We start from the raw sequence: 24,873 nt of genomic DNA, 5'->3' as shown, positions 1-24,873 counted from the left end.
ATCCCGCGCCGGCCTCCAGCCGATGCCGACCGTTGTCAGCCGATGTCAGTCGAGCGCGCCGAGGGTGTCGCGGGCGAGTTGCAGTTCCTCTCTCGGCCGGACCACCAGCACGGGCACGGACGCGCCGGGCGCGCTGACCGCGCCGTCGGCATCGGTATCGGCGTCGGAAGCGGCATCGGCGCCGACGCCGGGAGCGGTACGGGCGGGCAGCTCGACGCCGAGGAGCGAGAGCCTGCGGCAGACGGCCTCGCGGACCTCGGGCTGGTCCCACCCGATCTCGCCGGTGAACACGAGCGCGTCGAGCCGGTCCAGGCTCGTCGCGGCGGCGGCGATCTCCCGGCTCACCCGGTGCTCGAACACCTCCAGGGCCAGCGCGGCGGCGGGATCCCCGGAGGCGATCAGTTCCCGGGTGTCGCCCGACTTCCCGTTCGAGAGGCCGAGCAGCCCCGACCCGTGCTCCAGGCCGTCGCGCAGCTCGTCGAGCGTGAGCCGGGAACCGGACAGCAGCCACAGCAGCATGCCGGGATCGACGCTCCCCGACCGCTTGCTCATCGGGACCCCCTCCAGCGGGGTGAACCCCATCGAGGTGTCCACGCTGCGGCCCTCGCGGACGGCGCACACCGAGGAGCCTCCGCCGAGATGGGCCAGGACCACCTGCAGGGTTCCCGCGGGCCGGCCGAGCAGCTCCGCGGCCCGTCCCAGCGCCCAGGTGTACGACAGGCCGTGGAAGCCGTAGCGGCGCAGGCCGTAGCGGCTCCGCCACTCCGCGGGCAGCGCGTAGGTGGCGGCGGCGTCGGGGAGCCCGGCGTGGAAGGCGGTGTCGGGGCAGAGCACGTGCGGGACGCCGGGCAGCCTGCGCCGGGCGGCCTCGACGAGCGCGAGGGCGGGCGGCACGTGCAGCGGGGCGAGGTCGGCGTACTCCCGTACCGCCTCCAGCACGCCGTCGTCCACGACCGTCGGCTCCCGTACGGCCTCGCCCCCGTGGACGAGGCGATGGCCGACCGCGGCGAGGCCGGTGTCGGGGGCGGCGTCGAGGAAGTCCGAGATCGCCCGTTCGGCCGTCCCGGGGTCGGGGCTCCGCTCGCTGTGCTCGGTGCGCAGGACCTCGCCGTCACGGACGAGGTGGAGCTGGAGGCTCGACGATCCCGCGTTGACGGTGAGCACCGCCGGGTCAGTGGTTCCCATCCCCCTGGCGTGCCCGGGGGTGATAAGGACAAACGATACCTGTCGCGGACCCGTCAGCCCGCCGCTCCACGCGGGCCTCCGCAGAGGTCCGTTCTACCGCGACGACCTGGGGTGACGATGCCCCGGACCGGGTGGCCGGAACGGGTCGCGGCACCCCGCCACCGGACTTCTTGACCTTCGGCGTTTCACAATCGCTTGTTGAACTGTCATGAGCCACGGGCGTACGGTGGGGCCAATGGCACCCGTCCTTCGTACGGCTCCCAACAGGGCGCTGTCCCCAACTGCCGTAGACAGCGGGGCGATATGACTCGACTATCCGTCACTGTGGACGCGCATCCGCACTTCTCCGTGGTGACCCTGATCGGCGATCTGGACAAGTCCTCGGCACCTCTGCTCGAAGAGCGGCTCGCGGACTTCATGAGACGCGGCCACGTCTGCCTGGTCGTCGACACGACGGGGCTGGGATTCTGCGACTCCACGGGCATCTGGGTGCTGCTGACGAGCCTGCGGCGCGCCTACGAGCGGAAGGGCTGGCTGCGCCTCGTCGGCGTGCACGGATTCCTCGGCCGCCTGCTCGACCTGACCAGGCTGAGAGAGGCGTTCCCCATCGACTCCAGCATCGAGGAGTCGCTGCGCGAGGTCTCCGACGGGATCGTCCCCGTCTCGCGCTGATCCCGCCTCAATCCCCTTCAATCCCTCTCGACCTCCCGTCGACCCCTTCGACGTTCCCGTCGGCGGAGGACCCGCACGTGACGGCACCCGCTCCCGGAAGGGGCCACCGGCTCCGGCGACGGGCGAAGGGGCCACTTCCGGGAGGAACCGCTTCCGGGAGAAACGCGTTTCGGGGGCGAGGGGCGGATCAGTCGCGGGAGACCAGGCGAACGAACTCCTCGAACGAAAACCGGCCGTCGCCGTCGGAGTCACCGTTCTGGTTCAGCGACCCGATGGCCTCGGCGGGCAGCGCGGGGAAGTGCTCACCGAACTCCCGCTCCGTGATGAACCCGTCGCCATCGGTGTCGATGGCCGCGAACGCCTGCCTGAGCTCCGCCAGACGCTCCCCGTTGGGCTCTGTCGACATGGTGACCCACCTCTCTCAACGACCCGCACTTCGATCAGCAGACAACTTACGGGAGGGGCGCCCCGTCCAGCCAACCGACCCATATAACACCTTTTATCACCAAAAATCCTTTTTTGGCACCGGCGTGGTCACGGCCCGCGCCTAGACTTCGGGCATGATTCGCCCCGCAACGCCGGACGACGTCCCGGCGATCATCGACATGATCCGTGGACTCGCGGAGTACGAGAAAGCGCTGGACGAGGTCCGGAACACCCCCGGCATGCTCCACGAGACGCTCTTCGGCCCCTCCCCCAGCGTGTTCTGCCACATCGCCGTCGACGGGGACAGGATCGCGGGGTTCGCGATCTGGTTCGTCTCCTACTCGACCTGGCTCGGCACCCACGGGATCTATCTCGAGGACCTCTTCGTCCACCCCGACCACCGGGGCGGCGGGTACGGCAAGAAGCTGCTCGCCACGCTGGCGGGCATCTGCGTGGAGCGCGGCTACGGCCGCTTCGAATGGTCGGTGCTCGACTGGAACACCCCGGCCATCGACTTCTACCGGGCGATCGGCGCGGAACCGCTCGGCGAGTGGGACAGGTACCGGCTCTCCGGCCCCGCACTGGAGAAGGTCGCCGCGGGAAACACGCGGTAGCCGGTACCGGAAGAGAAACACCGATAGCCGCACCGGAAGGGAAGCGCCCGGCGGCCGTACCGGAAAAGGGATTTTCTCCCGGGCCGTCCCGCACGGTGAAGACCGGCCGGAACACCCTTCCGGCCGGTCTTCCGTTCTCACGCGCGGCGTTCTCACACCTTCCAGGAAGCCCGCGCGCGAAAACCTCACCGGAGCACGGCTCCGGCCGTGAACCTTTCATCTCGCGAAACCTCCACACACCCTCCCTGAGCTGGTACGACGAGTCGTAGCCGCACCGCGGGGAAAGCGCTTCGTTTACACCCCGGGATCGGCGACCTAGAGTCCGTCTCGCGTGAGCGCCTCACCGCCATTGATCAGCGACTCGTCACCCCTCGAAAGGGAGGGTAATTCTGTGAGTAAATGGCGAAGTATGGCTGTCGCCGGTGTGGTCACGTTCATGACCGCGCTCCTTGCCGTCGTCCTCATTCCCCAGTCGGCCTCGGCGCACGGCGCCATGATGACGCCCGGCAGCCGGACCTTCTTCTGCTGGCAGGACGGTCTCTCCCCGCAGGGGAACATCGTGCCCATCAACCAGGCGTGCTCGGCCGCGGTGGCCCAGAGCGGGGCCAACTCCCTGTACAACTGGTTCAGCCTGCTGCGGTCCGACGGGGCCGGGCGGACCCGCGGGTTCATCCCCGACGGCCAGGCGTGCAGCGGCGGCAACCCCGGCTACAGCGGGTACGACCTGCCGAGCGCCAACTGGCCGGTGACGCACCTGACCTCGGGCGCGCCCATCCAGTTCAAGTACAACAAGTGGGCCGCCCACCCCGGCTGGTTCTACCTCTACATCACCAAGGACGACTGGAACCCCAACCGGGCGCTGACCTGGGACGACCTGGAGAGTGAGCCCTTCCACACGGCCGACCACCCGCAGAGCGTCGGCTCGCCGGGCACCAACGACGCCCACTACTACTGGAACGCCACGCTCCCGTCGGGCAAGTCGGGCCGTCACATCATTTACTCGGTGTGGAAGCGCTCCGACAGCGCGGAGACGTTCTACAACTGCTCCGACGTCGTCTTCGACGGCGGCAACGGCGAGGTGACCGGTGTCGGCCGGACGGGTCCCACGCCCAACCCGACCGTGACGCCGACCCCGAACCCGACGCCCACCCCCACCCCGACCGTGACGCCGACCCCCGGCCCCGGCGGGGCGTGCACCGCCACCTACCGGACCATCAGTTCCTGGTCGGGCGGCTTCCAGGCCGAGGTGACCGTACGCAACTCGGGCACGGCCGCCCTCAACGGCTGGACGGCGAGGTGGACGCTCGGCAGCGGCAGCACGGTGAACAGCCTGTGGAACGCCACGCACACCACGTCGGGATCCACCGTCACGGCGAAGAACGTCGACTGGAACCGGACGCTGGCGGGCGGCGGCTCGACCACCTTCGGATTCACCGGGACGGGAACCAGCGGCTCCCCCACCGTCACCTGTAGCAGCCCCTAGCGGGACGCGGTCCCCGCCGGTGCCGGTACGCACCGGCGGGGACCGGCCCGCGCCCGCCCCGCCCCGTTCCACCGGACCGGTAAACCGGCGAACCGGCGAACCGGCGAACCCGAAAGACCGACGAACCCAAAAGACCGGCGAACCGGAAAACCGGTGAACCGGGAAGGCCGGCGAACCGAGAAGACCGCCGAACCGGAAAAGACCAGCGAACCGAGGAGCCCGGCGAACCGCCCGGCCGCCGCGCCCTCGCGAAAGGGCGGAAGGGAGTCCCGTGCCGCCCACCACGAAGATCGCCTCACTGCTGGGTCTCGTCTCGCTCGGGGCGGCGACGGCCCTGGTCGTGGCGGCCTGCGCCGGCCGGACGGCGGAGGGCGGGCACGCCGTGGCGCACCCGCCCTCCCCGCCCTCCCCGTCCTCCCAAAGCGCCGCCCCGGCGTCCCCGTCCTCCCAAAGCGCCGCCCCGGCGTCCCCGTCCGGCCAAGGGAACACCCCCGCGTCCCCGTCGGCCCACGAGAGCACCGGGACCAAGGCCTCCGCGAGATGCCGGGCGACGGTCACCCTGGTGGAGTCGTGGCCGGGCGGCTACCGGGGCTCCGCGACGATCGAGAACACCACCGACCGGCCGATGCGCGACTGGTACATCCAGTGGATGCAGCCGCGCGAGGCGACCTTCACCCAGTCGTGGAACGGCACCCACATGCAGAGCGGCCCCGTCGCGATGATCCACGCTCCCAAGGAGAAGCCGTCGCTGCCGCCGGGGGCGACCGCCTCCGACATCGGCTTCGTGGGAGCCGCCGCCACGCCCCCGACCTTCGCCGAGATCACCTGCGGCTGACGGGACCGGCGGCCTTCCCCGGATCCCACCGGCCCGGACCGTGCGCGGCACGCCCACCGCCGCCGCGTACCCCGGAGGAGGACGGGTGCCGGGGCCGGTCCGGCGTCAGCGCTTCCCGTAGCGCTGCTTGAAGCGCTCGACGCGCCCGGCCGTGTCGACGACCCGGCCGCGCCCGGTGTAGAAGGGGTGGCTCGCCGAGGAGACGTCGACGTCGACCACCGGGTAGACGTTGCCGTCCTCCCACTCGACGGTCTTGCGGCTGCCGACGGTCGAACGGGTCAGGAAGGCGAAACCGGCGCTCGGGTCGCGGAAGACGACCGGGCGGTAGTCGGGGTGGATGCCCTTCTTCATGACTATCTGTCCTCTCGGAACGGGACGTGCTGGCGGACGATCGGGTCGTACTTGACGAGGGTGAGCCGGTCGGGGTCGTTACGCCGGTTCTTGCGGGTCACGTAGGTGAAACCGGTGCCCGCGGTCGACCTCAGCTTGATCACTGAGCGCACCTCGCTCCTGGCCACGGTCGGCTCCTCTCGGGTTGGCGGATCGCACGATGCCGGTGATAACGGTTTTCATTCGCCGAACATTCCCGCCCGGAAACCCCTGCCGGGTGGGACCGAGGAGGACGACGGCCGGGCAGGCTTCACCCCCCGGCAACCTCCCGTCCATCCGCCCCCTGTTCGCTGTGATCCATGCCCTGGCCGGAAACCGAGATCGTCGGATCGGACGTCAGCCCTCCCGTCACCGTGTACGGCGAGGTCGACAGGAGTCCCGACGGAGAGCTCGCCCACGAGGGCAACCGGGTCCCCGACATCGTCGCCCTGGACCAGCAGCGGCTGGTGGTCGCCTGGCGGGCCGGGGTCCGGGACGCGCGGGACCCGGCGCCGACCGACCAGGGCTCCGTCATGTACGCCCGCTCGCAGGACGGCGGCCGGACCTGGACGACGGGGACGCTCGCCGCCGCCACCGCCACGACCCGCTACCACTACGTGATCTTCCTCAACGACGCGGGCACGCTGTACGCGCTGCTCGGCCTGATCTCCGTCGAGCGCGACCGCGACCGGGAGGGCGACGTCGACGGCTTCCCCACCTCGCTCGTCGTCAGGAAAAGCACCGACGGCGGCCGTACGTGGACCGCCTTCCCCGTCACCGTCGACGTGCCGGACAACGGCAGGGGCGTGGTCGTCGCGGGCAAGCCGCTGCGGTTCGGCGGGGTGTGGCTGGTGCCGTACTGGCGGCACTCGGGCGGCACGAACAAAGCGGGCGTGCTGCGCTCGGCCGACCTGGTGACCTGGACCTCCGGCGCGCTCGCGGAGAACCCGCCGGGGGTGGCGATCGAGGAGCCGCAGATCGCGCCCTCCCACGACGACCCCGGGACGCTCGTGATGGTGACCCGCGCCCTGGACCTGAGGAGCGGCACCTCGGCGGAGGCGCGCGACGCCCGCTACCGCTCGGGCGCGGCCCACAGCGCCACGGCGACCAGCACCGACGGCGGGCTGACGTGGTCGCCGCTGAGGCTGGACGCGGACCTGCCCAACTACTACGTCAAGACGTTCTTCACCCGCGACTCGGCGGGCCGGCAGCTGGCCATCTTCAACACGCTCGCCGGGCCGTTCACCGGCTCCTCGGCGAGCAAGCCCGACCAGTATCGTGAGGTGCTCTACTACAAGGTCAGGCGGCCCGGCGAGCCTTGGGAGCCGGCGCGGCTCTTCGCCGACGGCCCCCGGCTGACGAAGGGCGCGGCCCGGGGGTGGGACGTCTACCCCAGCGCCGACGAGTACGAACCCGGCCGGTTCTTCGTCGTCTGGGAGCACAACCAGACCAACATCAAGGTCGCCAGGCTCGACATCTCCCGTCCCCTCTCCGGGGCGCCCCTCGCCGCGGGCGACTGGACCACCGGCGCGAACGCGAGGGGCTGGACGCTGGGCGGCGGCGCGCGGGTCGCCGGGGGCGGCCTGCGGCTCGTGAGCACCGGCACCGCGGCGTGCCGGGCGTCCTTCCCCCTCGACCCGTCCAAGGGGTGCGACTTCATCCTGGAGTTCCGCGGCCGGGTGGACGACGACAGCGCGCTCGACCCGCGTACCGGCAACGGCGTGTGTCTCGGCGTGAAGGTGGCCAACGGCGCCAGGCGGCTCATGCTGACCGTGCAGCGGAGCGGGGTCTGGACGATGCGTAAAGGCTCCGCCGTCTGGGAGAAGGTCCACTCGCTGGACACGGCCGGACGGACGGCGACCTGGAGGGTACGGGTGGACAGCGCGGGGACGGCCCGCCTGTCCAGGGACGGCGCCGACACCGGGGCGGCCTGGGTGATCCAGGACAGCAGGGAGAGTCCCCAGCTCACGCACTGGGTGACCGGCACCCCCGGCGGCAACGCGGCCGGGGCGACCGTCGAGTGGACCCGGCTCACCCCCGCCCTTGAGGTACTGCCCTGACGTCCCGCTCCCCGTACGACCGCACGGTTCTTTTCCTGTTCTCAGGTGATTCGTCCCTCCGGCTCCCCGGTCCGCCCAGGGGGTGAGGCGGTAGCTTGGAGACCGCCATCACAGAGGAAGAGAGATCGTGACCACGTCTATTCATCAGCGGATCGCCGAAGAGCTGGGTGTGCGCGAGCGACAGGTGAGTGCGGCGGTGGACCTGCTCGACGGCGGGGCGACCGTGCCGTTCATCGCCCGCTACCGCAAGGAAGCCACCGAGATGCTCGACGACACGCAGCTGCGCACGCTGGAGGAGCGGCTGCGCTACCTGCGGGAGCTGGAGGAGCGACGCACCGCGATCCTGGAGTCGATCCAGGGGCAGGGCAAGCTCGACGACGCCCTGCGGGCGCAGATCCTGGCGGCCGACTCCAAGGCCCGCCTGGAGGACATCTACCTCCCGTACAAGCCCAAGCGGCGGACCAAGGCGCAGATCGCCAGGGAGGCGGGGCTCGAACCTCTCGCCGACGGCCTGCTGGCCGACCCGTCGGTCGATCCGCGGGCCGCGGCGGAGGCGTTCGTCGGCGAGGGGGTCGCCGACGCGGCCGCCGCGCTGGAGGGCGCCCGCGCGATCCTGGTCGAGCGGTTCGGCGAGGACGCCGACCTGGTCGGCGAGCTGCGCGAGCGGATGTGGACGAAGGGCCGCCTGGTCGCGGCGGTCCGCGAGGGCAAGGAGGAGGGGGGCGCCAAGTTCTCCGACTACTTCGACTTCGCCGAGCCGTTCACCAAGCTGCCCTCGCACCGGATCCTGGCGATGTTCCGCGGGGAGAAGGAGGAGATCCTCACCCTCACCCTGGAGCCCGAGCAGGAGCCCACCGGCACCTACGAGGGCCGCATCGCGCACCACTTCGGCATCTCCGACCAGGGACGGCCCGCCGACGCGTGGCTCGCCGACACGGTCCGCTGGGCGTGGCGCACCCGCGTCCTCGTCCACCTCGGCATCGACCTGCGGATGCGCATGTGGCAGGCGGCCGAGGAGGAGGCGGTGCGCGTGTTCGCCGCGAACCTGCGCGACCTGCTGCTCGCCGCGCCCGCGGGGAGCCGCGCGACCATGGGGCTGGACCCCGGGCTGCGCACCGGCGTGAAGGTCGCGGTGGTCGACGCGACCGGCAAGGTGCTCGCCACCGACACGATCTACCCCCACGAGCCGCGCCGCCAGTGGGACCAGTCGCTCGCCACCCTCGCGGCGCTGGCGAAGAAGCACGACGTGGAGCTCGTCTCCATCGGCAACGGCACCGCCTCGCGCGAGACCGACAAGCTCGCGGGCGAGCTGGTGAAGCTGGTCCCCGGGCTCACCAAGATCGTGGTGTCCGAGGCCGGGGCCTCGGTCTACTCCGCCTCCGCGTTCGCCTCCCAGGAGCTGCCCGGCATGGACGTGTCGCTGCGCGGCGCCGTGTCGATCGCGAGGCGGCTGCAGGACCCGCTGGCCGAGCTGGTCAAGATCGACCCCAAGTCGATCGGCGTCGGCCAGTACCAGCACGACCTCGCCGAGACCAAGCTCTCCCGCTCGCTCGACGCCGTGGTGGAGGACTGCGTGAACGCGGTCGGCGTCGACGTCAACACCGCCTCGGCGCCGCTGCTCACCCGGGTCTCCGGCATCGGCTCCGGGCTCGCGGAGAACATCGTCCAGCACCGCGACGCCAACGGCCCGTTCCGCTCCCGCAAGGCGCTGAAGGAGGTCCCCAGGCTCGGCCCGAAGGCCTTCGAGCAGTGCGCGGGCTTCCTGCGCATCCGCGACGGCGACGACCCGCTCGACACCTCCAGCGTGCACCCGGAGTCGTACCCGGTGGTGCGGCGCATCCTGAAGAGCACCGGCGGCGACCTCGCGTCCCTGATCGGCAACGGTACGGCGCTGCGGGCCCTGCGCCCGCAGGAGTTCGTGGACGACACCTTCGGCCTGCCGACCGTCACCGACATCCTCGCCGAGCTGGAGAAGCCGGGCCGCGACCCGCGACCCGCCTTCAAGACCGCGACCTTCAAGGAGGGGGTGGAGAAGCTCTCCGACCTCACGCCCGGCATGCTGCTGGAGGGCGTGGTCACCAACGTCGCCGCCTTCGGCGCGTTCGTCGACGTCGGCGTGCACCAGGACGGCCTGGTCCACGTGTCGGCGCTGTCGCACAACTTCGTCAAGGACCCGCGCGAGGTGGTCAAGCCCGGTGACATCGTCCGGGTGAAGGTGCTCGACGTCGACATCCCGCGCAAGCGCATCTCGCTCACCCTCCGGCTGGAGGACGACGTGAAGCCCTCGGGTCCCCGTGGGCCGCGCGACCAGCGCGACCAGGGCGGCCAGGGCGGCCAGCAGGGCGGTGGCGGTCAGCGCCAGGGCGACGGCGGCGGCAGGCGCGGTGGCGGGCAGGGCGGCGGCCAGGGGCGCGGCGGGCAGAGCGGCCAGGGTGGCCAGGGACGCGGCGGACAGGGCGGGCAAGGGGGGCAGGGGCGCGGCGACCGGCAGCGCAACGCGCCGAGCGGCGCGATGGCCGACGCCCTGCGCCGCGCCGGGCTCGACGGCTCCGGCAACCCTGGCAACCCCGGCGGTAAACGCTAGGCGGACGTCGGGTCCCCGCGCGCCCGTACAGGACACACCGCTCCCGATGTCGCCGGACCCCCGGACGGCATCGGGGCCGGTGCGGCCCCCAGGAGGACGGCGCCCCCGCTCAGCGGGGGCGGCGGCCCCGGCGGAGGGCGGAGACGGCGAGGACGAGACCGACGGCGAGGGTGGCCAGGCCGATCCAGAACCACTCCCGCGCGCCGCTCATGGAACTGCCGCCCACGTAGCCGAGGCCCTGGAGCGCCCAGAGGCCGCCCGCCAGGACGAGCAGGATGCCGAGGCCGGCCGGAAGCCAGGTCTTCATCTCACAGACCCTTCGTGGTGCGCGGGTCGTGGAACTCGGAGGCGAGCAGGCCGAACAGCGCCTCGTCGACGAAGGACCCGGCCACCCAGGCGTGCCCGCGGAGCGTGCCCTCGCGCTGGAAGCCGGCCTTCTCGGCGGCGGCGATCATCGCGCTGTTGGTGGCGAGCGTCTCCAGGCCCAGCCGGTTCAGGCCGCGGATGCGGAAGGCGTAGTCGCACAGCAGTCTCAGCGCGTCGGGGGCGTACCCGTGGCCGCGCGCCTCGGGGAGCAGCGAGATGCCCAGGTGCCCGTTGCGGTTGAGGGTGTCGATCCCCCAGACGTTGCAGGACCCGAGCAGATCCCCGGAGAGGGACTGGATCGCGAAGTCGACGTTGGCCGGGTCGGGCTTGCGCCGCTCGTAGTGGGCGATCACCTGGTCGAGCGTCTCGGGGACCCAGGGCGTCGTGATGGCTCCGGCCGCCGTCTCCACGTCGTCGTTCAGCCGGTGGAGCGGGACCAGGTCCTCCTTGGTGATGGCCCTGAGCAGGACCCTGTCTCCACGAAGCATGAGCTGAACCCCACTGTCGATCGCCTGGCGGCGCGCGATGGCTCGCCACCTACCGGACATCACACCACACGAAAAGTCGGGAAGGACACTGAATAACGCCACGCCGCGAATGATCTGGACGGCACCCCGCCACCGGGCGCGCGACACGAAGCGCAGAGGACCGCGCAACCGGACAACACCACGCCGCGGACGATCTGAACGGCACCCCGCCACCGGACACGCGCCCCGGAGCGCAGAGGGCCGCGCAACCGGACAACACCACGCCGCGGACGATCTCCGCCGGGCGTGCGACACGGAACGTAGGGGGCCGTGCCCGCGTGGCGCCGGGGCGTACGGCGCCACGGCCGGGCACACCGCCGCGCCGGGCCGCACCCGTCCCTCCCCCACCGGTCCTGATATTTCCTGACAAGAGATCCTGACAACACCACCGCATGGAACGTTCCCGTCAGGGCTTTCATAGTTAGTAAACTTTCCTTTTTCCCATCAATTCGCAGCGTTTCGCGCGAACCGGAACCCGGAGGGGTGGCGCTTTTTTTACTGCTTGTATTGACTTGAGAATGAAGGCTGGCCTATGGTCCCGGGCAAGCGAGACCTTGCCGTGAAGGGACCCCCCATGACTCGCCTCCCCTGACAACGGCCGGCGGCGGGCGCGATGATCGCGATCGCCACCCCGCCCCGACCACACCCCGTCACGAGCGCGGGGCGCACTGGCCGCCCCTCACCCGTGAAGGTCCCCGTTCCCCCTGCCGTATCCGTCGCGGCAGGGCCCAGGACGCGCCGAGCAGCGCGTGCCGCCGCGAGGCGGGCCCGCCCCCCGGGCCACCGCGCGGTCGCTCGCGGGAAGCACGCTCGCCACGTCCGGCACCACCCGCATGTCACCCCCTGATACGGGCCGTGACGTCACGCGCGTGCCGCGTCCCCCCGGGGCGTGGCGGCACCCGTGCGTCGCCTCCCCAAGACGGAAGGAAGTCCGCGCATGGACACCGGACAGTCGCCTCGCCGGCGTCGTCGTATGTCGCTCCCCACCACCCTCGGCGGGATGTTCACCGTCGTCGTCCTCGCCCTCGCCGGCGTGACGACCGCGTCGCCGGCCGCCGCCGCCACCGGTCAGATCACCGGCATCGGCGGCAAGTGCGTCGACGTCGCCGCGGCCAGCAGCGCCAACGGCACCCCCATCCAGCTGTACGACTGCAACGGCAGCACGGCGCAGCAGTGGACCCGCAACGGCGACGGCACCGTGCGCGCCCTCGGCAAGTGCCTGGACGTCACCGCCGCCTCCACCGCCAACGGGGCGCAGATCCAGCTGTACGACTGCAACGGCAGCGCGGCGCAGCAGTGGTCCTACAGCGCGGCCCGGGACCTCGTGAACCCGGCCGCCAACAAGTGCCTGGACGCCACCGGCCAGTCCAGCGCCAACGGCACCCGGCTGCAGATCTGGACCTGCACCGGCACCGCCAACCAGAAGTGGAACGCCCCGAGCGACGGCGGCACCACGCCCCCTCCGGCAGGCAAGATGGCCGGGGCCCCGTACCTCTACATGGGCTGGGGCAACCCGCCGAGCCCGGCGACGATCATGAGCACCACCGGTGTGAAGTCCTTCACCATGGCGTTCATCCTGTCCGGTGGCGGCTGCACCCCGCGCTGGGACGGCTCCAGGCCGCTGACCGGCGGTACCGACCAGGCCGCGATCAACCAGATCAAGGCCGCGGGCGGCAGCGTGCAGGTCTCCTTCGGCGGCTGGTCGGGTAACAAGCTCGGCCCGAACTGCTCCACCCCGGCCGCCTACGCCGGCGCGGTGCAGCAGGTCATCAACGCCGTCGGCCCGGCGGTCGTCGACTTCGACATCGAGAACACCGACGAGTTCGAGAACTTCACCGTCCAGGACCGCATCCTCAACGGCCTGAAGATCGTGAAGCAGAACAACCCGAACGTCAAGATCGCCGTCACCTTCGGTACCGGGATCAACGGCCCCAGCTCGACCGGTGTCCGCCTGATCAACCAGGCCCGGGCGCTCAACGTGCCGATCGACAACTACACGATCATGCCGTTCAACTTCGGCGCCTCGAACATCTACAACGCCACCGTCAGCTCCTCCGAGGGCCTGAAGAACGCCCTCAAGGCCGCCAACGGCTGGACCGACGCGCAGGCGTACGCCCGGATGGGCATCTCCGGCATGAACGGCCTGTCCGACCAGGGCGAGCTGACCACCACGCAGGCCTGGACCCAGATCCGTGACTGGGCCAAGTCCAAGGGCCTGACCCGCCTGGCCTACTGGGCGGTCAACCGCGACCGTCCCTGCCCCGGCGGCAACGCGGGCTCCGAGTGCAGCGGCATCTCCCAGCCCAACTGGGAGTTCACCCGCATCACGGCCGGCTTCTAGGCCGTGCCCCCCTTCCAGCGGACACCGGCTCGAAAGGAACAGCCGATGATCTCCACCAGCCCGGCACCCCTTCCCGGCCCCCGCCCCGCGCGGAGCCACTCACAGAGCCACCCACAGAGCCACCTGCGGAGCCGCCCACGGACGCGGCTCGCGCGGATCGGCGGCCTCCTCGCCGCGACGCTCCTCGCCCTCGGCTCCGCCACGCTCGTCCCCGCCCAGGCGGGCGCCCAGGCCACCGCGGCCAAGCCTGCCGCCAAGGCGGCCCTGGCCGCCCCTGCTCCCGGCCCCCTCGTGTGGTCGGACGAGTTCAACGCCGCCTCGGGCGCCGGGCCCGACACCACCAAGTGGCGCCGGGACGTCGGCGGCGGCGGCTGGGGGAACAACGAGCGGCAGTACTACACGGCCGGCAACGAGAACATCGCCCACGACGGCGCGGGCAACCTGGTCATCACCGCGCGCAAGGGCAACCCCGCGGGCCTCGGCTGCTGGTACGGCTCGTGCGAGTACACCTCGGGCAAGCTGACCACCGCCGCGACCTTCACCCGCACCTACGGCCGCTTCGAGACGCGGATGAAGCTCCCCCGGGGCAAGGGCATGTGGCCCGCCTTCTGGATGCTCGGCACCGGCGGGGCCGGCTGGCCCGCCAACGGCGAGATCGACATCATGGAGAACGTCGGCACCGTCCCCGGTCAGGTGCTCGGCAGCCTCCACGGCCCCGGCTACTCGGGTGGCAGCCCGCTGAGCGGCAGCTACAACCTCCCGGCGGGCCAGGCCTTCGCCGACGCCTTCCACACCTTCGCCGTCGACTGGGAGCCCGGCGCGGTGACCTGGTACGTCGACGGCGTCCAGTTCTCCAGGAAGACCCCCGCCGACACGCGGGGCAACCCCTGGGTCTACGACCACCCGTTCTTCATGATCCTCAACCTCGCCGTCGGGGGTAACTGGCCCGGCTCGCCCGACGCCTCCACCGTCTTCCCCCAGCAGCTCACCGTCGACTACGTCCGCGTCTACGCCCCGCCCACCGGTGGCGGCGGCGGCCGTACGGGGCAGATCACCGGCATCGGCGGCAAGTGCGTCGACGTCGCCGCGGCCAGCAGCGCCAACGGCACCCCCATCCAGCTGTACGACTGCAACGGCAGCGGCGCCCAGCAGTGGACGCTGGGCACCGACGGCACCGTGCGCGCCCTGGGCAAGTGCCTGGACGTCACCGCCGCCTCCACCGCCGACGGAGCGAAGATCCAGTTGTACGACTGCAACGGCACCGCGGCCCAGCGATGGGCCTACAACGCGTCGGCCCGGGACCTCGTGAACCCGGCCGCCAACAAGTGCCTGGACGCCACCGGCCAGTCCAGCGCCAACGGCACCCGCCTGCAGATCTGGACCTGCACCGGCACCGCCAACCAGAAGTGGACCGCCCCGGCCTGACCCGGCTCACCCCTTCAGGACCCTGCACGACCCTGTATGACCCTGCACGACCGCGTATGACCCGGCCCGTCGCGGGCCGGAACCCGCACCCTGGGTTCCGCCCGTGACGGGCTTTCACCGTTCGCCGCAGCTCACGACGCGGTGACCGTGTCACCGACCGCGATCGTGCCGAAGGCGCGCGGGATGCCGAGCCGCCCGAACATGATGCCGCGATCGCCGTCGAAGACCCGGGTCCGGTATCCGGCCAGCACCCGCAGGGGTTCGCCGTTCTTACGCGCGGAGTCCTGGTCGACGTTGACGATGACGCAGCGCCCGCAGGGCTTGGTGAGCTCGATCTCGACGGCGCCGACACGCAGTTCCGACGGCGCGTCCTCACCGTAGGGACCGAGTCCCTCCAGCACGATGTTGGGCCGGAACCGGTCCATCGGCAGCGGGCCGTCCACCCGCCGGTTCAGGTCGTCGAGGGACTCGCGCGACAGCACGGAGACCGGGTGGCCGTCGGCGTACGTCAGCGTGCCGCCGCCCCGCGAGGTGGACCGGGTGCCGGTGAAGCGGACCAGGCGGCAGGGCGCTCCGAGGAGGCCGGAGAACCACGCGGCGGCCACCTCCCCCTGGTCCACTCCCCGGCAGGGCGTCCCGTGCACGGTCACGTCCAGCACCGGCCCGTCCACCGGCTCGTGGACCAGGGGCGTCGCCGCCCCGGCCGCGCTCACGACGAGTTTCCCGCCGTCGTACGCGGGCCGCAGCGTCGCCAGCCGGGGGATCTCCCGCTGTGACAGGTGCCGCAGGTCCGGCCGGACCAGCATGAACTCCCGGTCGTGCCGCAGCCCGGTCGGGGTCAGCTCGGCGGCGGCCAGGGGGGTGCCGCCCGCGCTTTTGATCGGGAAAACGTTCAGTTCCACGACGACGGCGACCGCGCTCCCTCCGCCGCCCGCCGGGCCCTGGCGAGCGGATTCCTCGCGCGCCAGGCCTTCACCTGCGGAGTCGTCCCCCGCCCCCACCGGGGCCGCACCGCGGAATTCGCGCACCATGTATCGGACGCTAGGACATCCGCGCGGAAGAGAGGTCAGGAAGCGACAGTGTCTGACAAAATCTCGTCAGTTTTACCGATGCCCGCCCGACGCGGGGCCGGGGAAACCGCAGTGCCGGGAGGATCGGAGGAGGGGGATCAAGCAGGAGGATCAGAGCAGGCGCCTGATGTCGCCGTACGCGCGGTAGAAGCCGCCCCGCTCGGAGAAGCGGACCCCCTCGACGAGATAGCGGGCCCCGGCCTCGCGCACGCCCTTGGGGAACTGCACGTTGCGCCGGACGTCGTAGCCCTCGCTGACCACCCGCACCCGGAGCCGCTCGCCCTCGCGGAAGCACTCCACCACCACGCCGTCGCCGGTGTCGGGGACGGTGTCGAACACCACGGTCTCCAGCGCGGTGGTGGGCTCCACCACGGCCAGCCCGGCGGACGCCTTGACGTCCACGACCTCGGGGACGGTGCCCTCCTGGGCCGCCCTGATCGCCGCCTCGGTGGCGTCGATGCAGGCCAGGGTGCCGTCGGTGGTCACGATGTAGAGGCGGTCGTCGAGATACTGCATGGAGAAGGCGGAGCCGCAGCCGGTGGCGAGCTTCCACAGGCGCTCGCCGCTCTGGTCGAAGCAGTAGATCGACGAGTGGTTGTCACCGGCGAAGACGTACCGGCCGCCGGGGGCGGTGGCGCAGGAGAAGACCGTGGCGTCGCAGCGGTAGACCGCCTGGGAGGCGCCGTCCGACTTGCGCAGGCGGTGCACGGTGGAGCGCGAGGTTCCCGCGTAGACCGAGTCGGCCTCCTGCCAGCCGAACAGCACCGCGCCGTTGAGGGGCGTCTCCCAGACCGGCGTGCCGTCGGCGGCGTCGTAGCGGGCCACCCCGGTGGAGTGGCCGTGGTAGACGGCCTCGTCGTCGCAGCGGACCATCCAGGCCGAGTCGCCCCTGCCCTTGCGCGCCCACTGGAACTCGTCCTCGTGGTCGATGGTGGTGATCCGCCCGGCCCGGTCGGAGACGCCCAGCACGCCGTCGTGGATGTCCAGCCAGTAGATGTCGACGTCCTCGGCGATCTCGTACGCGACCCTCGGGACCTTGCCGCCGAGGTCGTAGACCTTGCCGTCGTCGGCGCCCGCGTAGATCCAGAAGTCGTCGCCGACGATGCACTTGACCCCGTCGGGCAGCTTGAAGCGGCCGGTGACGGTGCCGCCGTGGGTGACGGTGTAGACGTCACCGCGCTGGTTGCCGACCCAGCAGCGCTCGGAGTCGACGAAGATGCCGAACGCCGCCGCGCCGCTGGCGAAGCGCCACAGCACCGGCGCCTGGGTCGCGGTGGAGCGGCTGCTCTCCACGCTGCGCCGGGTGACCGCGCGGCGCTGGCGCACCCCCTGGACGGCGGGGGCGTACCCCCTGCGGACCTTCTCGTTGATCTTCTTCGCGGCGGCCGCCTCGGCCTTCGCCTCGCTCGCGAACGCCGACGCCTTGGCCTGGCCCGTCTCGCCGATGCGGCCGTACCTGATCGTCACCTCGGTTCCGTCGACCACGACCTCGTAGAACTTGTGAGAGCTCCCGCCGTCCTCGGACAGTTCCAGGTAAGTGCTCCGCGCGGCCATGCTCCACCTTCTCGGTTGATCGACTTTCCGGGAGCGTAGGGCAGCCGTACGACAAATAACGAAAAGTCAGGAAAAGTAGCGGCGAGGATTGTCGATCAGCATCTGGTCCACCTGCGCGTCGCTCACCCCGGCCTCCCGCAGGGCCGGGAGCACGTCGGCGTGGATGTGGCCGAAGTGCCAGTTGGGCGCGGCGAGCGGTATGCCCTCGTCCCAGGCCTCACCGAAGTAGTCCATGAAGCACGCGCTGTCGTGGCTGAGCACCATCCGGTCGGCGTAGCCGCGCTCGCAGAGCGCGACGACGGTGGCGACCCGCGACGCCGTGGGGTTGTAGGCGTCCAGCCCGAAGCGGTCCATGCCGAGCGTCGCGCCGGTGTCGGCCAGCCGCATCAGGTGGTCGAGGTCGTTGGAGTCGCCCGAGTGCCCGAGCACGACCTTGGCCGGGTCGACCCCCTCCTTCAGGAACAGGTCCAGGACGACCAGCCCGCTCCCGGTGGAGGGGTTGGTGTGCACCGTGATCGGCACCCCGGTCCGCAGGTGGGTCTGGGCGACCGCCCGGCAGATCCGCTCGACGCCGGGGGTGAGCCCCTTCCTCTCGATCGCGCACTTGAGGAACGCGGCCTTGACCCCGGTGTCGGCGATTCCCTCGACGATGTCGCGGGAGAAGTCCTCGACCATCGGCTCGGGCACGTCCATCATCAGGCCGGGGCCCCGGTGCTCGTACTGGTGCGGGACGTCGTCGAAGGAGTAGATCCCGGAGGCGACGATGATGTTCAGCTCCGGCACCTGGTCCGCCACCCGCCGCACGCGCGGGATGTAGCGGCCCAGCCCCCACACGGTCGGGTCGACGACGGTCCTCACGCCCATGGCCGCCACCGCCCTGAGCTTGGTGACGGCGTCGGCCACCCGGTACTCCTCGTCCCACCACGCGCCCCTGCCGTAGTTGTCGACGTGCTCGGGCGAGAGGACGAAGACGTGCTCGTGCATGAGGGTCCGGCCCAGGTCGGCGACATCGACGGGACCTCTGACGGTGTTCACGACCGGCATGCGCGTCCTCCGGGGGGTGTTCCGACCTGATGGCGATGACGTACCGAGCGGTCGCTTCCTGCGAAGGTAGGCCGGGGCCCCGTGACCGTCAACCAGCCACGCGGAGCGGCCCGCACGGGAACAGCCGGGCGGAGGCGGTCAGACGGGAGCGGCCGGAGGCGGGGACGGCGACGGTGACGGCCGGTCAGGACGGCCAGGACGGCCGGGCGGGAACGGCCAAGCGGGAGCGGGTCAGGCGCGGGCGGTCGCCGGGAGGAGCTGGGCGATAGCGGGTCAGGCGCGGGCGGTCGCCGGGAGGAGCTGGGCGATAGCGGGTCAGGCGCGGGCGGTCGCCGGGAGCGGGCGGTGGACGCGGCCGCCGTGCCTGGCACCGGCCACCAGTCCCAGCATGGCCAGCACCGCCACCTCGAACCCCACCACCAGCCGCTGGATCACCCCGGCGGGGATGTCGTCGTTGGTCAGGTCCACGCCGAACATCCGCACCACGTACGGGAGGACCACCAGGACCAGCACGCCCAGCGCGGCCAGGCTGAGCAGCCGGACCGGGCGGGCGTACGGGCTGGTCGCGTACCGCCTGGACAGGAGCAGCCCGGCGACCGGCATCGACAGGAAGGCCACGAACGCCGCGTACCTGTGGATGCCACCGGACATCGACAGCGGCACCCCGGGCTCGTCGGTCGGGAAGGCGCCGATCAGCAGCATGCACAGGCCCCAGGTCCCGACGAGCAGGGCCACCGCGCGGTCCTCCCCGCGACGGGCCAGCATCGCCCCGATGATCGTCGCCGCGACGGAGAAGAGCGTGAGCGACAGGGGCAGCATCCATCCGGCCGCCTCGAACGCGTACTCGCTGATCACGGTGTGCACCGGATCGAGGCCGGTGACCACGTGCAGTCCCAGCATCGCGACGGCCCCCGCGCCGATCGCCGCGTAGCCGCCGAGGATCATCGTGTGCCGCGTGAACGCCTGGCTTCCCATGTCTCAACGATGGCGACGATCAAGATCCCGGAATATCGGAGACAGCCCCAGGCCACCCCTGAACGGTCCCGGATGACCCCCGGGACAGGGTGGTGCTCACCCTCCGGGGACATTCCCCGCTATACACCCCTGAGCTGCGAAAAAGCTCACTATGGTAGGGAATTCCCCCTCAGGGTCCCGCCCTCGGGGGAAGGGCCTGGAGGAGCGACTCGTCCGCGACACTCCCGGCAGACGGGGAGCGAGCCGGCGCGGGTACGAGCCGCCGAAACAACGGGCCGACGCGAGGACGAACCGGCGGAAGAGCGAGCCGACGCGAGAACGCGTCAGCGCGGGAGCGTGCCTGCGGAAGTCATGGGTGGGCCTCGAACGGGTGAGCCTCGGACGGGTGGCCCTCGGACGGGTGGGTCCCGAAGTCGAAGGGCAGGCCGACGTAGTTCTCCGCGAGCGTGGTCGCCGCGGCCTCGGAGGAGGTGACGTAGTCGAGGTGCGAGGTCTGCAGGCGCCGCCCGTAAGGGTCGTCGTCCAAGGTGTGCAGCAGCGTCGTCATCCACCAGGAGAAGTGCTGGGCCCGCCAGACCCGCTTCAGGCAACTAGCGGAGTACGTGTCCAGCAGCCCCGTGGAGCCCGTCTCGTAGAACTCCGCCAGGGCCGCGGTCAGCAGCCGGACGTCCGCGACGGCCAGGTTGAGCCCCTTGGCGCCGGTGGGCGGCACGATGTGGGCGGCGTCCCCGGCGAGGTAGAGGTTGCCGTGACGCATGGGCTCGGCCACGAACGAGCGCATCGCCGACAGGTCCCTGGAGATGATCGGCCCCTCGGCCAGCGCGAACCCCGGTACCGTCTCCAGGCGGGCCCGCAGCTCGGCCCAGATCCGCTCGTCGGGCCAGTCGTCGAGCGAGGCGTCCGGGGGGACCTGGAGATAGAAACGGCTGATCTCCGGGGAGCGCATGCTGTGCAGCGCGAAGCCCCGGTCGTTTCGCGAGTAGATCAGCTCCTCGGACGACGGCGGGACCTGCGCGAGGATGCCGAGCCAGGCGAACGGGTAGTCACGCTGGAAGACCGACAGGACCCCCTCGGGGATCGACGGCCGCGAGACGCCGTGGAAGCCGTCGCACCCGGCGATGACGTCGCAGTCGAGGCGCTCGCCCCGGAAGGTGAGGTAGGGGTCCTTCTCCAGCGAGTGCAGCGCGACGTCGGGGACGTCGAAGAGGATCCTCCCCCCGTCGGCCAGCCGCCGGGCGATGAGGTCCTTGACCACCTCCTGCTGGCCGTAGACGGTGATGGCCCGCCCGGGGACCAGCCTCTCGAAGGCGATGCGATGCCCGGCCCCGCCGTAGCGCAGCTCGATGCCGTGGTGCGGCAGCCCCTCGGCGCGCATCCGGTCGCCGACGCCCGCCTCGTTGAGCAGGTCCACCGTGCCCTGCTCCAGCACCCCGGCCCGCACGCGCTGCTCGACGTACTCCCTGCTCCGCGCCTCCAGGACGACCGAGTCGATGCCCCGCAGGTGGAGCAGATGGGAGAGGAGCAGCCCGGCGGGTCCCGCGCCGACGATCCCGACCTGAGTTCGCATGCACCGAGCATTCCGCACCGCCCGTCCCCGCACGGCACGCCCTTCCGCTCAGCGGAAATCCCCGCCCGGCGAAAGCCGGAACGGGCCGTACGGAACGGGAAACCCCGGACACGCGGCGGAGCGGAGCGGCCGCGAACGGTCAGCGGGGAGCGGCGGCGAGGTCGCGGGAGAGCGCGGCGGCGGCCGGCAGCACGGCCGCCGCCAGCCGCCGCGGATCGGCGCTGTGCCGCCAGGCCACCAGCGACAGCGCCGCCACCACCCGGCCGCCCGCCCCCCGCACCGGCGCCGCGACCGAGCAGGTGCCCACCGACATCTCCTCCTGCGTGCGGGCGATCCCGGTCCTGCGGACCTCCTCCAGCTCGGTACGGAGCCGCGCCGGGTCCACCACCGTGTTCGGCGCGTGCGCGGTGAGCTCCCCGGCGAGCACCCGCTCCACCGTCTCGGGGTCCGCGAAGGCGAGCAGGACCTTGCCGACCCCGGTCGCGTGCAGCGGCAGCTCCCCGGCCACCCGCGAGACGACCGGCACGGAGGTGGGCCCGCGCAGCCGCTCGACGTACAGCGCCCGGTCGTCGCGGAGCACCGCGAGCTGCACGTTCTCGCGGGTGGCGACGTAGAGGTCCTCCATGTACGGCAGGGCGAGCTCGCGCAGCTCCCTCGGCTCGGCGGCCTGGGCGCCGATCCGCCACAGGAGCGTCCCGACCCGGTAGGAGCCGCCGGGGAGCCGTTCCAGGAACCCGCCCTCCACCAGCTCCCCGACCAGCCGGTGGCCGGTGGCGGGCGGCAGCTCGGCCCGGCGGCAGATCTCGGTGAGCGTCAGCCGCACGTCTCCCGGCAGGAAGGCGCCGAGGATGGCCATGATCTTCCCGGTGACCGTGGGCGCCCTCACGCGCCCCACCCCGGGCACGGGCCCACCGCCGCCGCGACGCCCCCGACGACCACGACCGGCATCCTAGGGAGCGGAACCCAGGCGGGCGGCCAGGACCCCGGCGCGGGCGAGCTGCACCTCGCGGGCCTTCTTCGCGGCGTAGCCCAGCAGCGGCCTGACCCAGGCGTGCACCACGAGGATGTCCTCGACCTCGGTGCCGCCGTCCTTCTCGTTGAGGGTGAACCGGTAGTCCAGGCGCACCCCGCCGGGACTGTCGACCTCGCCCTCGACGGTCCGCGGCGTGCTCCGCAACGTCACCTTGATCATGTTGTCGTACTTGACGAGGCCGAAGAATTTGAACCGCTCCACCGAGGTGTAGCGGGTCTCGGACTCGCCCCGCTCGACGTTCTTGACGGCGACCACCATCGGCGAGAGCCCCACGTAGCTCTGCGGCTGGCTCAGATGGGCGTGGAGCGCCTCGGGAGTGTTGCGGACATGGAAGGTGTTACGCAGTGTGACCTTTGGCATACTATGCCCCCGTTTTAAGATCCTTTACTGGGAGACAGTAACGGGTTCGGCCATGTACCAGCGGGCGTGTTGCTCACCTCGGGTGAGGGAATCCAGCCTGCGGGGAAGCTCGCGCCGGGAGAACGGGTCGGCGGCGGCGTTGCGGATGTGGATGCCCACCGCGTAGATGTCCCTCACCTCCATGAGGGTGGAGTATCCCGGCCAGGAACGCAGGTCACTGCCGTACGCGTCGGCGAAGGCGTCCACGTCGGCGGCGGTCAGGCCGAAGCGCCGCTGGCCGTGGTAGGTGTGGACCAGGTCCCACTCGCGGGGGCCGACCGCGACGCCGTCCCAGTCGCAGAGCACCACGTGGCCGTCCGTGCAGCGCAGCAGGTTGTCGATCCACGCGTCGCCGTGCAGCAGCACCGGCGCGTCGTCCATGCCGAGGTCCGACCAGCGCTCCGTCAGCTCCGCGATGCGGTCGCGCAGCCAGGCCCGCTGGCAGGAGGTGAGCTCCTCGGATCGGTCCACCGCGCGGCGCACCTCGCACAGCGGGTCGACGAACCGCCGCAACGCCACCGGCGGGACCGGCAGCAGGTGCAGGCTGCGCAGGATCTCGCCCAGCTCCGTGGTGGTGGGACGGCCGCTCGCCGGGACGTAGTGCCAGAAGGTGACGACCCTGCCCTCGTGCACCACGGGCTGCTCGGAGATCTCGTCGGCCGGGCGCACCGCGGGGAACCCCTGCTCGGCGAGCCAGCGCGCCACCGCGAGGACCAGCGGCAGCCGGGTCAGCGCGTTGGGGGCGGTGGCGATCCTGACCACGATCTCGCTGCGCAGCTTGAAGACGGCGTTGCTGCGCACCCGCAGCAGCTCCGCGTCCCTGTGGTCGATGCCGAGGTCCTCGCAGACCTCCCGCAGGACGGTGAACGCCTCCTCGGCGAGCGCGTTCATCAGCCGACCGGTGCCGCGCCGATGACCAGGTCGTTCAGGCGCCGCACCGCCGCCGCCCTGTGCCTGGTCTGGGGCACCTCCGACAGCAGCGCCCGCGCCCGGTTGAGCACGATGGAGGTGCGGTGCTCCGGCGGGACCTGGAGCAGCGCCTTCTCCGCCAGGTGGCAGGCGTCGTCGATCTTCCCGTCGCGGACCAGGTGCGCGGCCTGGTCGAGCAGGAGGAGGACCGGGTCGATGGCGTACGGCACCGAGGGCCCGGCGGGTCCCGGCTTCCAGTCGACGTCCTCGCCCAGCTCGATCAGGGTGCCGATCCGGTAGAACTGCAGCCGCCGCTCGGAGAAGCGGAACGCGAGGTGGTCGTGGCCCTCGGGGGGCATCTTGGCGAAGATCCGCTCCGCCTCGGCGAGCGCGACCCTCGCGGCCTTGTGCTCGCCCATCCGGGCCAGCGCCCGCGCCTCCGCAGCCGCGCCGAGCGCCGCGGGGGAGCTGGGCGCGCTGCCGGCGAGCATCCTGGCCTCGCGGGCCAGCCGCACGGTCTCGGCCAGGTCGCCGTAGTAGTAGGGGAGCATCGCCTGCTGCGCCCGGACGAGGGCGCGCAGCCGCACGTCGCCCATGTCGTCGGAGGCGTTGCGCGCGGTGCCGTACCAGGCGTGGGCCTGGCGGGTGTCGCCGAGCTTCATCAGCGCGTCGGCCGACAGCAGCGCGAGCATGACGGTGGCGTTGAGCAGGCGGCGCTGGGCCATCGCGGGCTGGCGGGCCAGCGAGAGCGTCCGGACGTCCGACAGCTCCAGCATGAGCCGGTAGAGCATCGGCACCGGCGCGCTGCTGATGTACTCGCGCCGGTAGCGCAGCACCTGCTCGTCGAGCCGGTCGAGCTGCTCCTCGGAGACGGTGGCGACGGCGAGCGTGCGGTCCAGGTCCTGGCGGGTCCGCTCGACCTCGGCGAGCAGCTGGCCGGTCATCACGGACTCCGAGCCGAGCAGGGCGTGGTGGAACAGCGCCCGCCGCTCGATGTCGTCCTCGGACCGTTCCCGTTCCTCCGTCTGGTACGGCGCGCGGGCCTCGCCCCCCGAGACGACCACGACCTTGGTGCCCCCGCCGTCCTCGCAGTAGTCTCCGGCGAGGCCTAGCCTCACGGCGTTCGCGCGGTAGAGTCGGGCGAGCAGATCGATGGTCTGCGGGCGCGGTCGTGCCCGGTTGTTCTCCCAGGCGTTGAGCAGGTCGATGCTGGCCCGCGCCTCGCCCAGGTCCTGGCGCTCACAGAGCTCCTCCAGCTCCTGAACGGACTGCCTGGCCGACCATCCCCTGGCCAGGCGGTGTGCCTTGAGCAGGCTCACCCCGCAGCAGCCGTGGATGGCCTGGGCGGTCTGCCAGTGGGTCCACTGCCTGGACGCCGCCTGCTCCCGCCATCGTCGCGCGCACGCGGGGGAATGCTCACCTCGGGCCACGGCGC

The 24,873-nt window shown here is 71.6% G+C and carries 23 protein-coding genes; 8 read left to right on the top strand and 15 right to left on the bottom strand.

All coding sequences use genetic code 11. The features are described 5' to 3' along the window. Positions 1-45 precede the first annotated feature (45 nt). Positions 46-1,185 carry an acetate/propionate family kinase gene (locus ABT053_RS08595; RefSeq protein ID WP_350968269.1) on the bottom strand — a complete coding sequence of 380 codons (1,140 nt, stop codon included), beginning with the start codon at positions 1,183-1,185 and terminating at the stop codon, positions 46-48. Between the two features lie 324 nt (positions 1,186-1,509). Between ABT053_RS08595 and ABT053_RS08590 the strand changes: the two genes are divergently transcribed. Continuing rightward, positions 1,510-1,857: an STAS domain-containing protein gene (locus ABT053_RS08590; RefSeq protein ID WP_350968268.1), complete on the top strand. Its 348-nt coding sequence runs from the start codon at positions 1,510-1,512 to the stop codon at positions 1,855-1,857. A gap of 187 nt (positions 1,858-2,044) precedes the next feature. Here the strand turns inward: ABT053_RS08590 and ABT053_RS08585 are convergent, their stop codons facing one another. After that, a complete protein-coding gene (locus ABT053_RS08585; protein WP_350968267.1) occupies positions 2,045-2,263 on the bottom strand; it encodes an EF-hand domain-containing protein in 219 nt (72 codons plus the stop codon). A 154-nt stretch (positions 2,264-2,417) separates the two neighbouring features. On the opposite strand from ABT053_RS08585, the gene ABT053_RS08580 reads away from it, so the two are divergent. From ABT053_RS08580 to ABT053_RS08570, 3 genes are all read left to right on the top strand, one after another. Further along, positions 2,418-2,897, top strand: coding sequence for a GNAT family N-acetyltransferase (locus ABT053_RS08580; protein WP_350968266.1), 480 nt, complete (start codon positions 2,418-2,420; stop codon positions 2,895-2,897). A 436-nt stretch (positions 2,898-3,333) separates the two neighbouring features. Continuing rightward, the gene (locus tag ABT053_RS08575; RefSeq protein WP_350968265.1) at positions 3,334-4,380 is read left to right on the top strand and encodes a lytic polysaccharide monooxygenase auxiliary activity family 9 protein; all 1,047 of its coding nucleotides are present in this window, start codon (positions 3,334-3,336) and stop codon (positions 4,378-4,380) included. A 271-nt stretch (positions 4,381-4,651) separates the two neighbouring features. Beyond that, a complete protein-coding gene (locus tag ABT053_RS08570) occupies positions 4,652-5,215 on the top strand; it encodes a cellulose binding domain-containing protein (protein WP_350968264.1) in 564 nt (187 codons plus the stop codon). A 105-nt stretch (positions 5,216-5,320) separates the two neighbouring features. Here ABT053_RS08570 and ABT053_RS08565 read toward each other — a convergent pair whose 3' ends face one another. Together ABT053_RS08565 and rpmG are read right to left on the bottom strand one after the other, a co-directional pair. Beyond that, positions 5,321-5,566, bottom strand: coding sequence for a type B 50S ribosomal protein L31 (locus tag ABT053_RS08565; RefSeq protein WP_350968263.1), 246 nt, complete (start codon positions 5,564-5,566; stop codon positions 5,321-5,323). Between the two features lie 2 nt (positions 5,567-5,568). Continuing rightward, entirely contained in the window at positions 5,569-5,733 is a 165-nt protein-coding gene (gene rpmG, locus ABT053_RS08560; RefSeq protein ID WP_350968262.1) for a 50S ribosomal protein L33, read from the bottom strand. A gap of 171 nt (positions 5,734-5,904) precedes the next feature. Between rpmG and ABT053_RS08555 the strand changes: the two genes are divergently transcribed. Together ABT053_RS08555 and ABT053_RS08550 are read left to right on the top strand one after the other, a co-directional pair. Next, entirely contained in the window at positions 5,905-7,644 is a 1,740-nt protein-coding gene (locus tag ABT053_RS08555) for a sialidase family protein (protein ID WP_350968261.1), read from the top strand. Positions 7,645-7,771: 127 nt separating this feature from the next. Beyond that, positions 7,772-10,228: a Tex family protein gene (locus ABT053_RS08550; RefSeq protein WP_350968260.1), complete on the top strand. Its 2,457-nt coding sequence runs from the start codon at positions 7,772-7,774 to the stop codon at positions 10,226-10,228. A 109-nt stretch (positions 10,229-10,337) separates the two neighbouring features. Here ABT053_RS08550 and ABT053_RS08545 read toward each other — a convergent pair whose 3' ends face one another. Beyond that, the gene (locus ABT053_RS08545) at positions 10,338-10,535 is read right to left on the bottom strand and encodes a hypothetical protein (protein WP_350968259.1); all 198 of its coding nucleotides are present in this window, start codon (positions 10,533-10,535) and stop codon (positions 10,338-10,340) included. A gap of 1 nt (position 10,536) precedes the next feature. Beyond that, complete coding sequence (locus ABT053_RS08540) at positions 10,537-11,082, bottom strand: GNAT family N-acetyltransferase (protein WP_350968258.1); 546 nt, start codon at positions 11,080-11,082, stop codon at positions 10,537-10,539. 976 nt (positions 11,083-12,058) lie between these two features. Here ABT053_RS08540 and ABT053_RS08535 point away from each other — a divergent pair. Both ABT053_RS08535 and ABT053_RS08530 read left to right on the top strand, forming a co-directional pair. Continuing rightward, positions 12,059-13,462, top strand: a complete 1,404-nt coding sequence (locus ABT053_RS08535; protein WP_350968257.1) for a ricin-type beta-trefoil lectin domain protein — start codon at positions 12,059-12,061, stop codon at positions 13,460-13,462. A gap of 45 nt (positions 13,463-13,507) precedes the next feature. Further along, positions 13,508-14,887, top strand: coding sequence for a ricin-type beta-trefoil lectin domain protein (locus ABT053_RS08530; RefSeq protein WP_350968256.1), 1,380 nt, complete (start codon positions 13,508-13,510; stop codon positions 14,885-14,887). Positions 14,888-15,018: 131 nt separating this feature from the next. Here ABT053_RS08530 and ABT053_RS08525 read toward each other — a convergent pair whose 3' ends face one another. From ABT053_RS08525 to ABT053_RS08485, 9 genes are all read right to left on the bottom strand, one after another. Then, positions 15,019-15,918 carry an MOSC domain-containing protein gene (locus ABT053_RS08525; RefSeq protein ID WP_350968255.1) on the bottom strand — a complete coding sequence of 300 codons (900 nt, stop codon included), beginning with the start codon at positions 15,916-15,918 and terminating at the stop codon, positions 15,019-15,021. 150 nt (positions 15,919-16,068) lie between these two features. Next, entirely contained in the window at positions 16,069-17,511 is a 1,443-nt protein-coding gene (locus ABT053_RS08520) for a WGR domain-containing protein (protein ID WP_350968253.1), read from the bottom strand. Between the two features lie 66 nt (positions 17,512-17,577). Then, on the bottom strand, positions 17,578-18,555 hold the full coding sequence (locus tag ABT053_RS08515; RefSeq protein WP_350968251.1) for a phosphotriesterase family protein: 978 nt from the start codon (positions 18,553-18,555) through the stop codon (positions 17,578-17,580). Positions 18,556-18,870: 315 nt separating this feature from the next. Further along, the gene (locus ABT053_RS08510) at positions 18,871-19,530 is read right to left on the bottom strand and encodes a DUF998 domain-containing protein (RefSeq protein ID WP_350968250.1); all 660 of its coding nucleotides are present in this window, start codon (positions 19,528-19,530) and stop codon (positions 18,871-18,873) included. Between the two features lie 349 nt (positions 19,531-19,879). Continuing rightward, a complete protein-coding gene (locus tag ABT053_RS08505) occupies positions 19,880-21,097 on the bottom strand; it encodes a 4-hydroxybenzoate 3-monooxygenase (RefSeq protein WP_350968249.1) in 1,218 nt (405 codons plus the stop codon). A 139-nt stretch (positions 21,098-21,236) separates the two neighbouring features. Beyond that, positions 21,237-21,983, bottom strand: a complete 747-nt coding sequence (locus ABT053_RS08500; protein WP_350968248.1) for an IclR family transcriptional regulator — start codon at positions 21,981-21,983, stop codon at positions 21,237-21,239. A 63-nt stretch (positions 21,984-22,046) separates the two neighbouring features. Further along, positions 22,047-22,490, bottom strand: a complete 444-nt coding sequence (locus ABT053_RS08495) for an SRPBCC family protein (protein WP_350968247.1) — start codon at positions 22,488-22,490, stop codon at positions 22,047-22,049. Positions 22,491-22,514: 24 nt separating this feature from the next. Further along, positions 22,515-23,420: a phosphotransferase enzyme family protein gene (locus ABT053_RS08490; protein ID WP_350968246.1), complete on the bottom strand. Its 906-nt coding sequence runs from the start codon at positions 23,418-23,420 to the stop codon at positions 22,515-22,517. After that, positions 23,420-24,868, bottom strand: coding sequence for a helix-turn-helix domain-containing protein (locus ABT053_RS08485; RefSeq protein WP_350968245.1), 1,449 nt, complete (start codon positions 24,866-24,868; stop codon positions 23,420-23,422). Before ABT053_RS08485 ends, ABT053_RS08490 begins: the two co-directional genes overlap by 1 nt. Positions 24,869-24,873: the final 5 nt, after the last annotated feature.

It is taken from the genome of Streptosporangium sp. NPDC002524, assembly GCF_040295985.1.
Classification (GTDB): Bacteria; Actinomycetota; Actinomycetes; order Streptosporangiales; family Streptosporangiaceae; genus Streptosporangium.
This window is presented reverse-complemented; position numbering and strand designations above follow the sequence as displayed.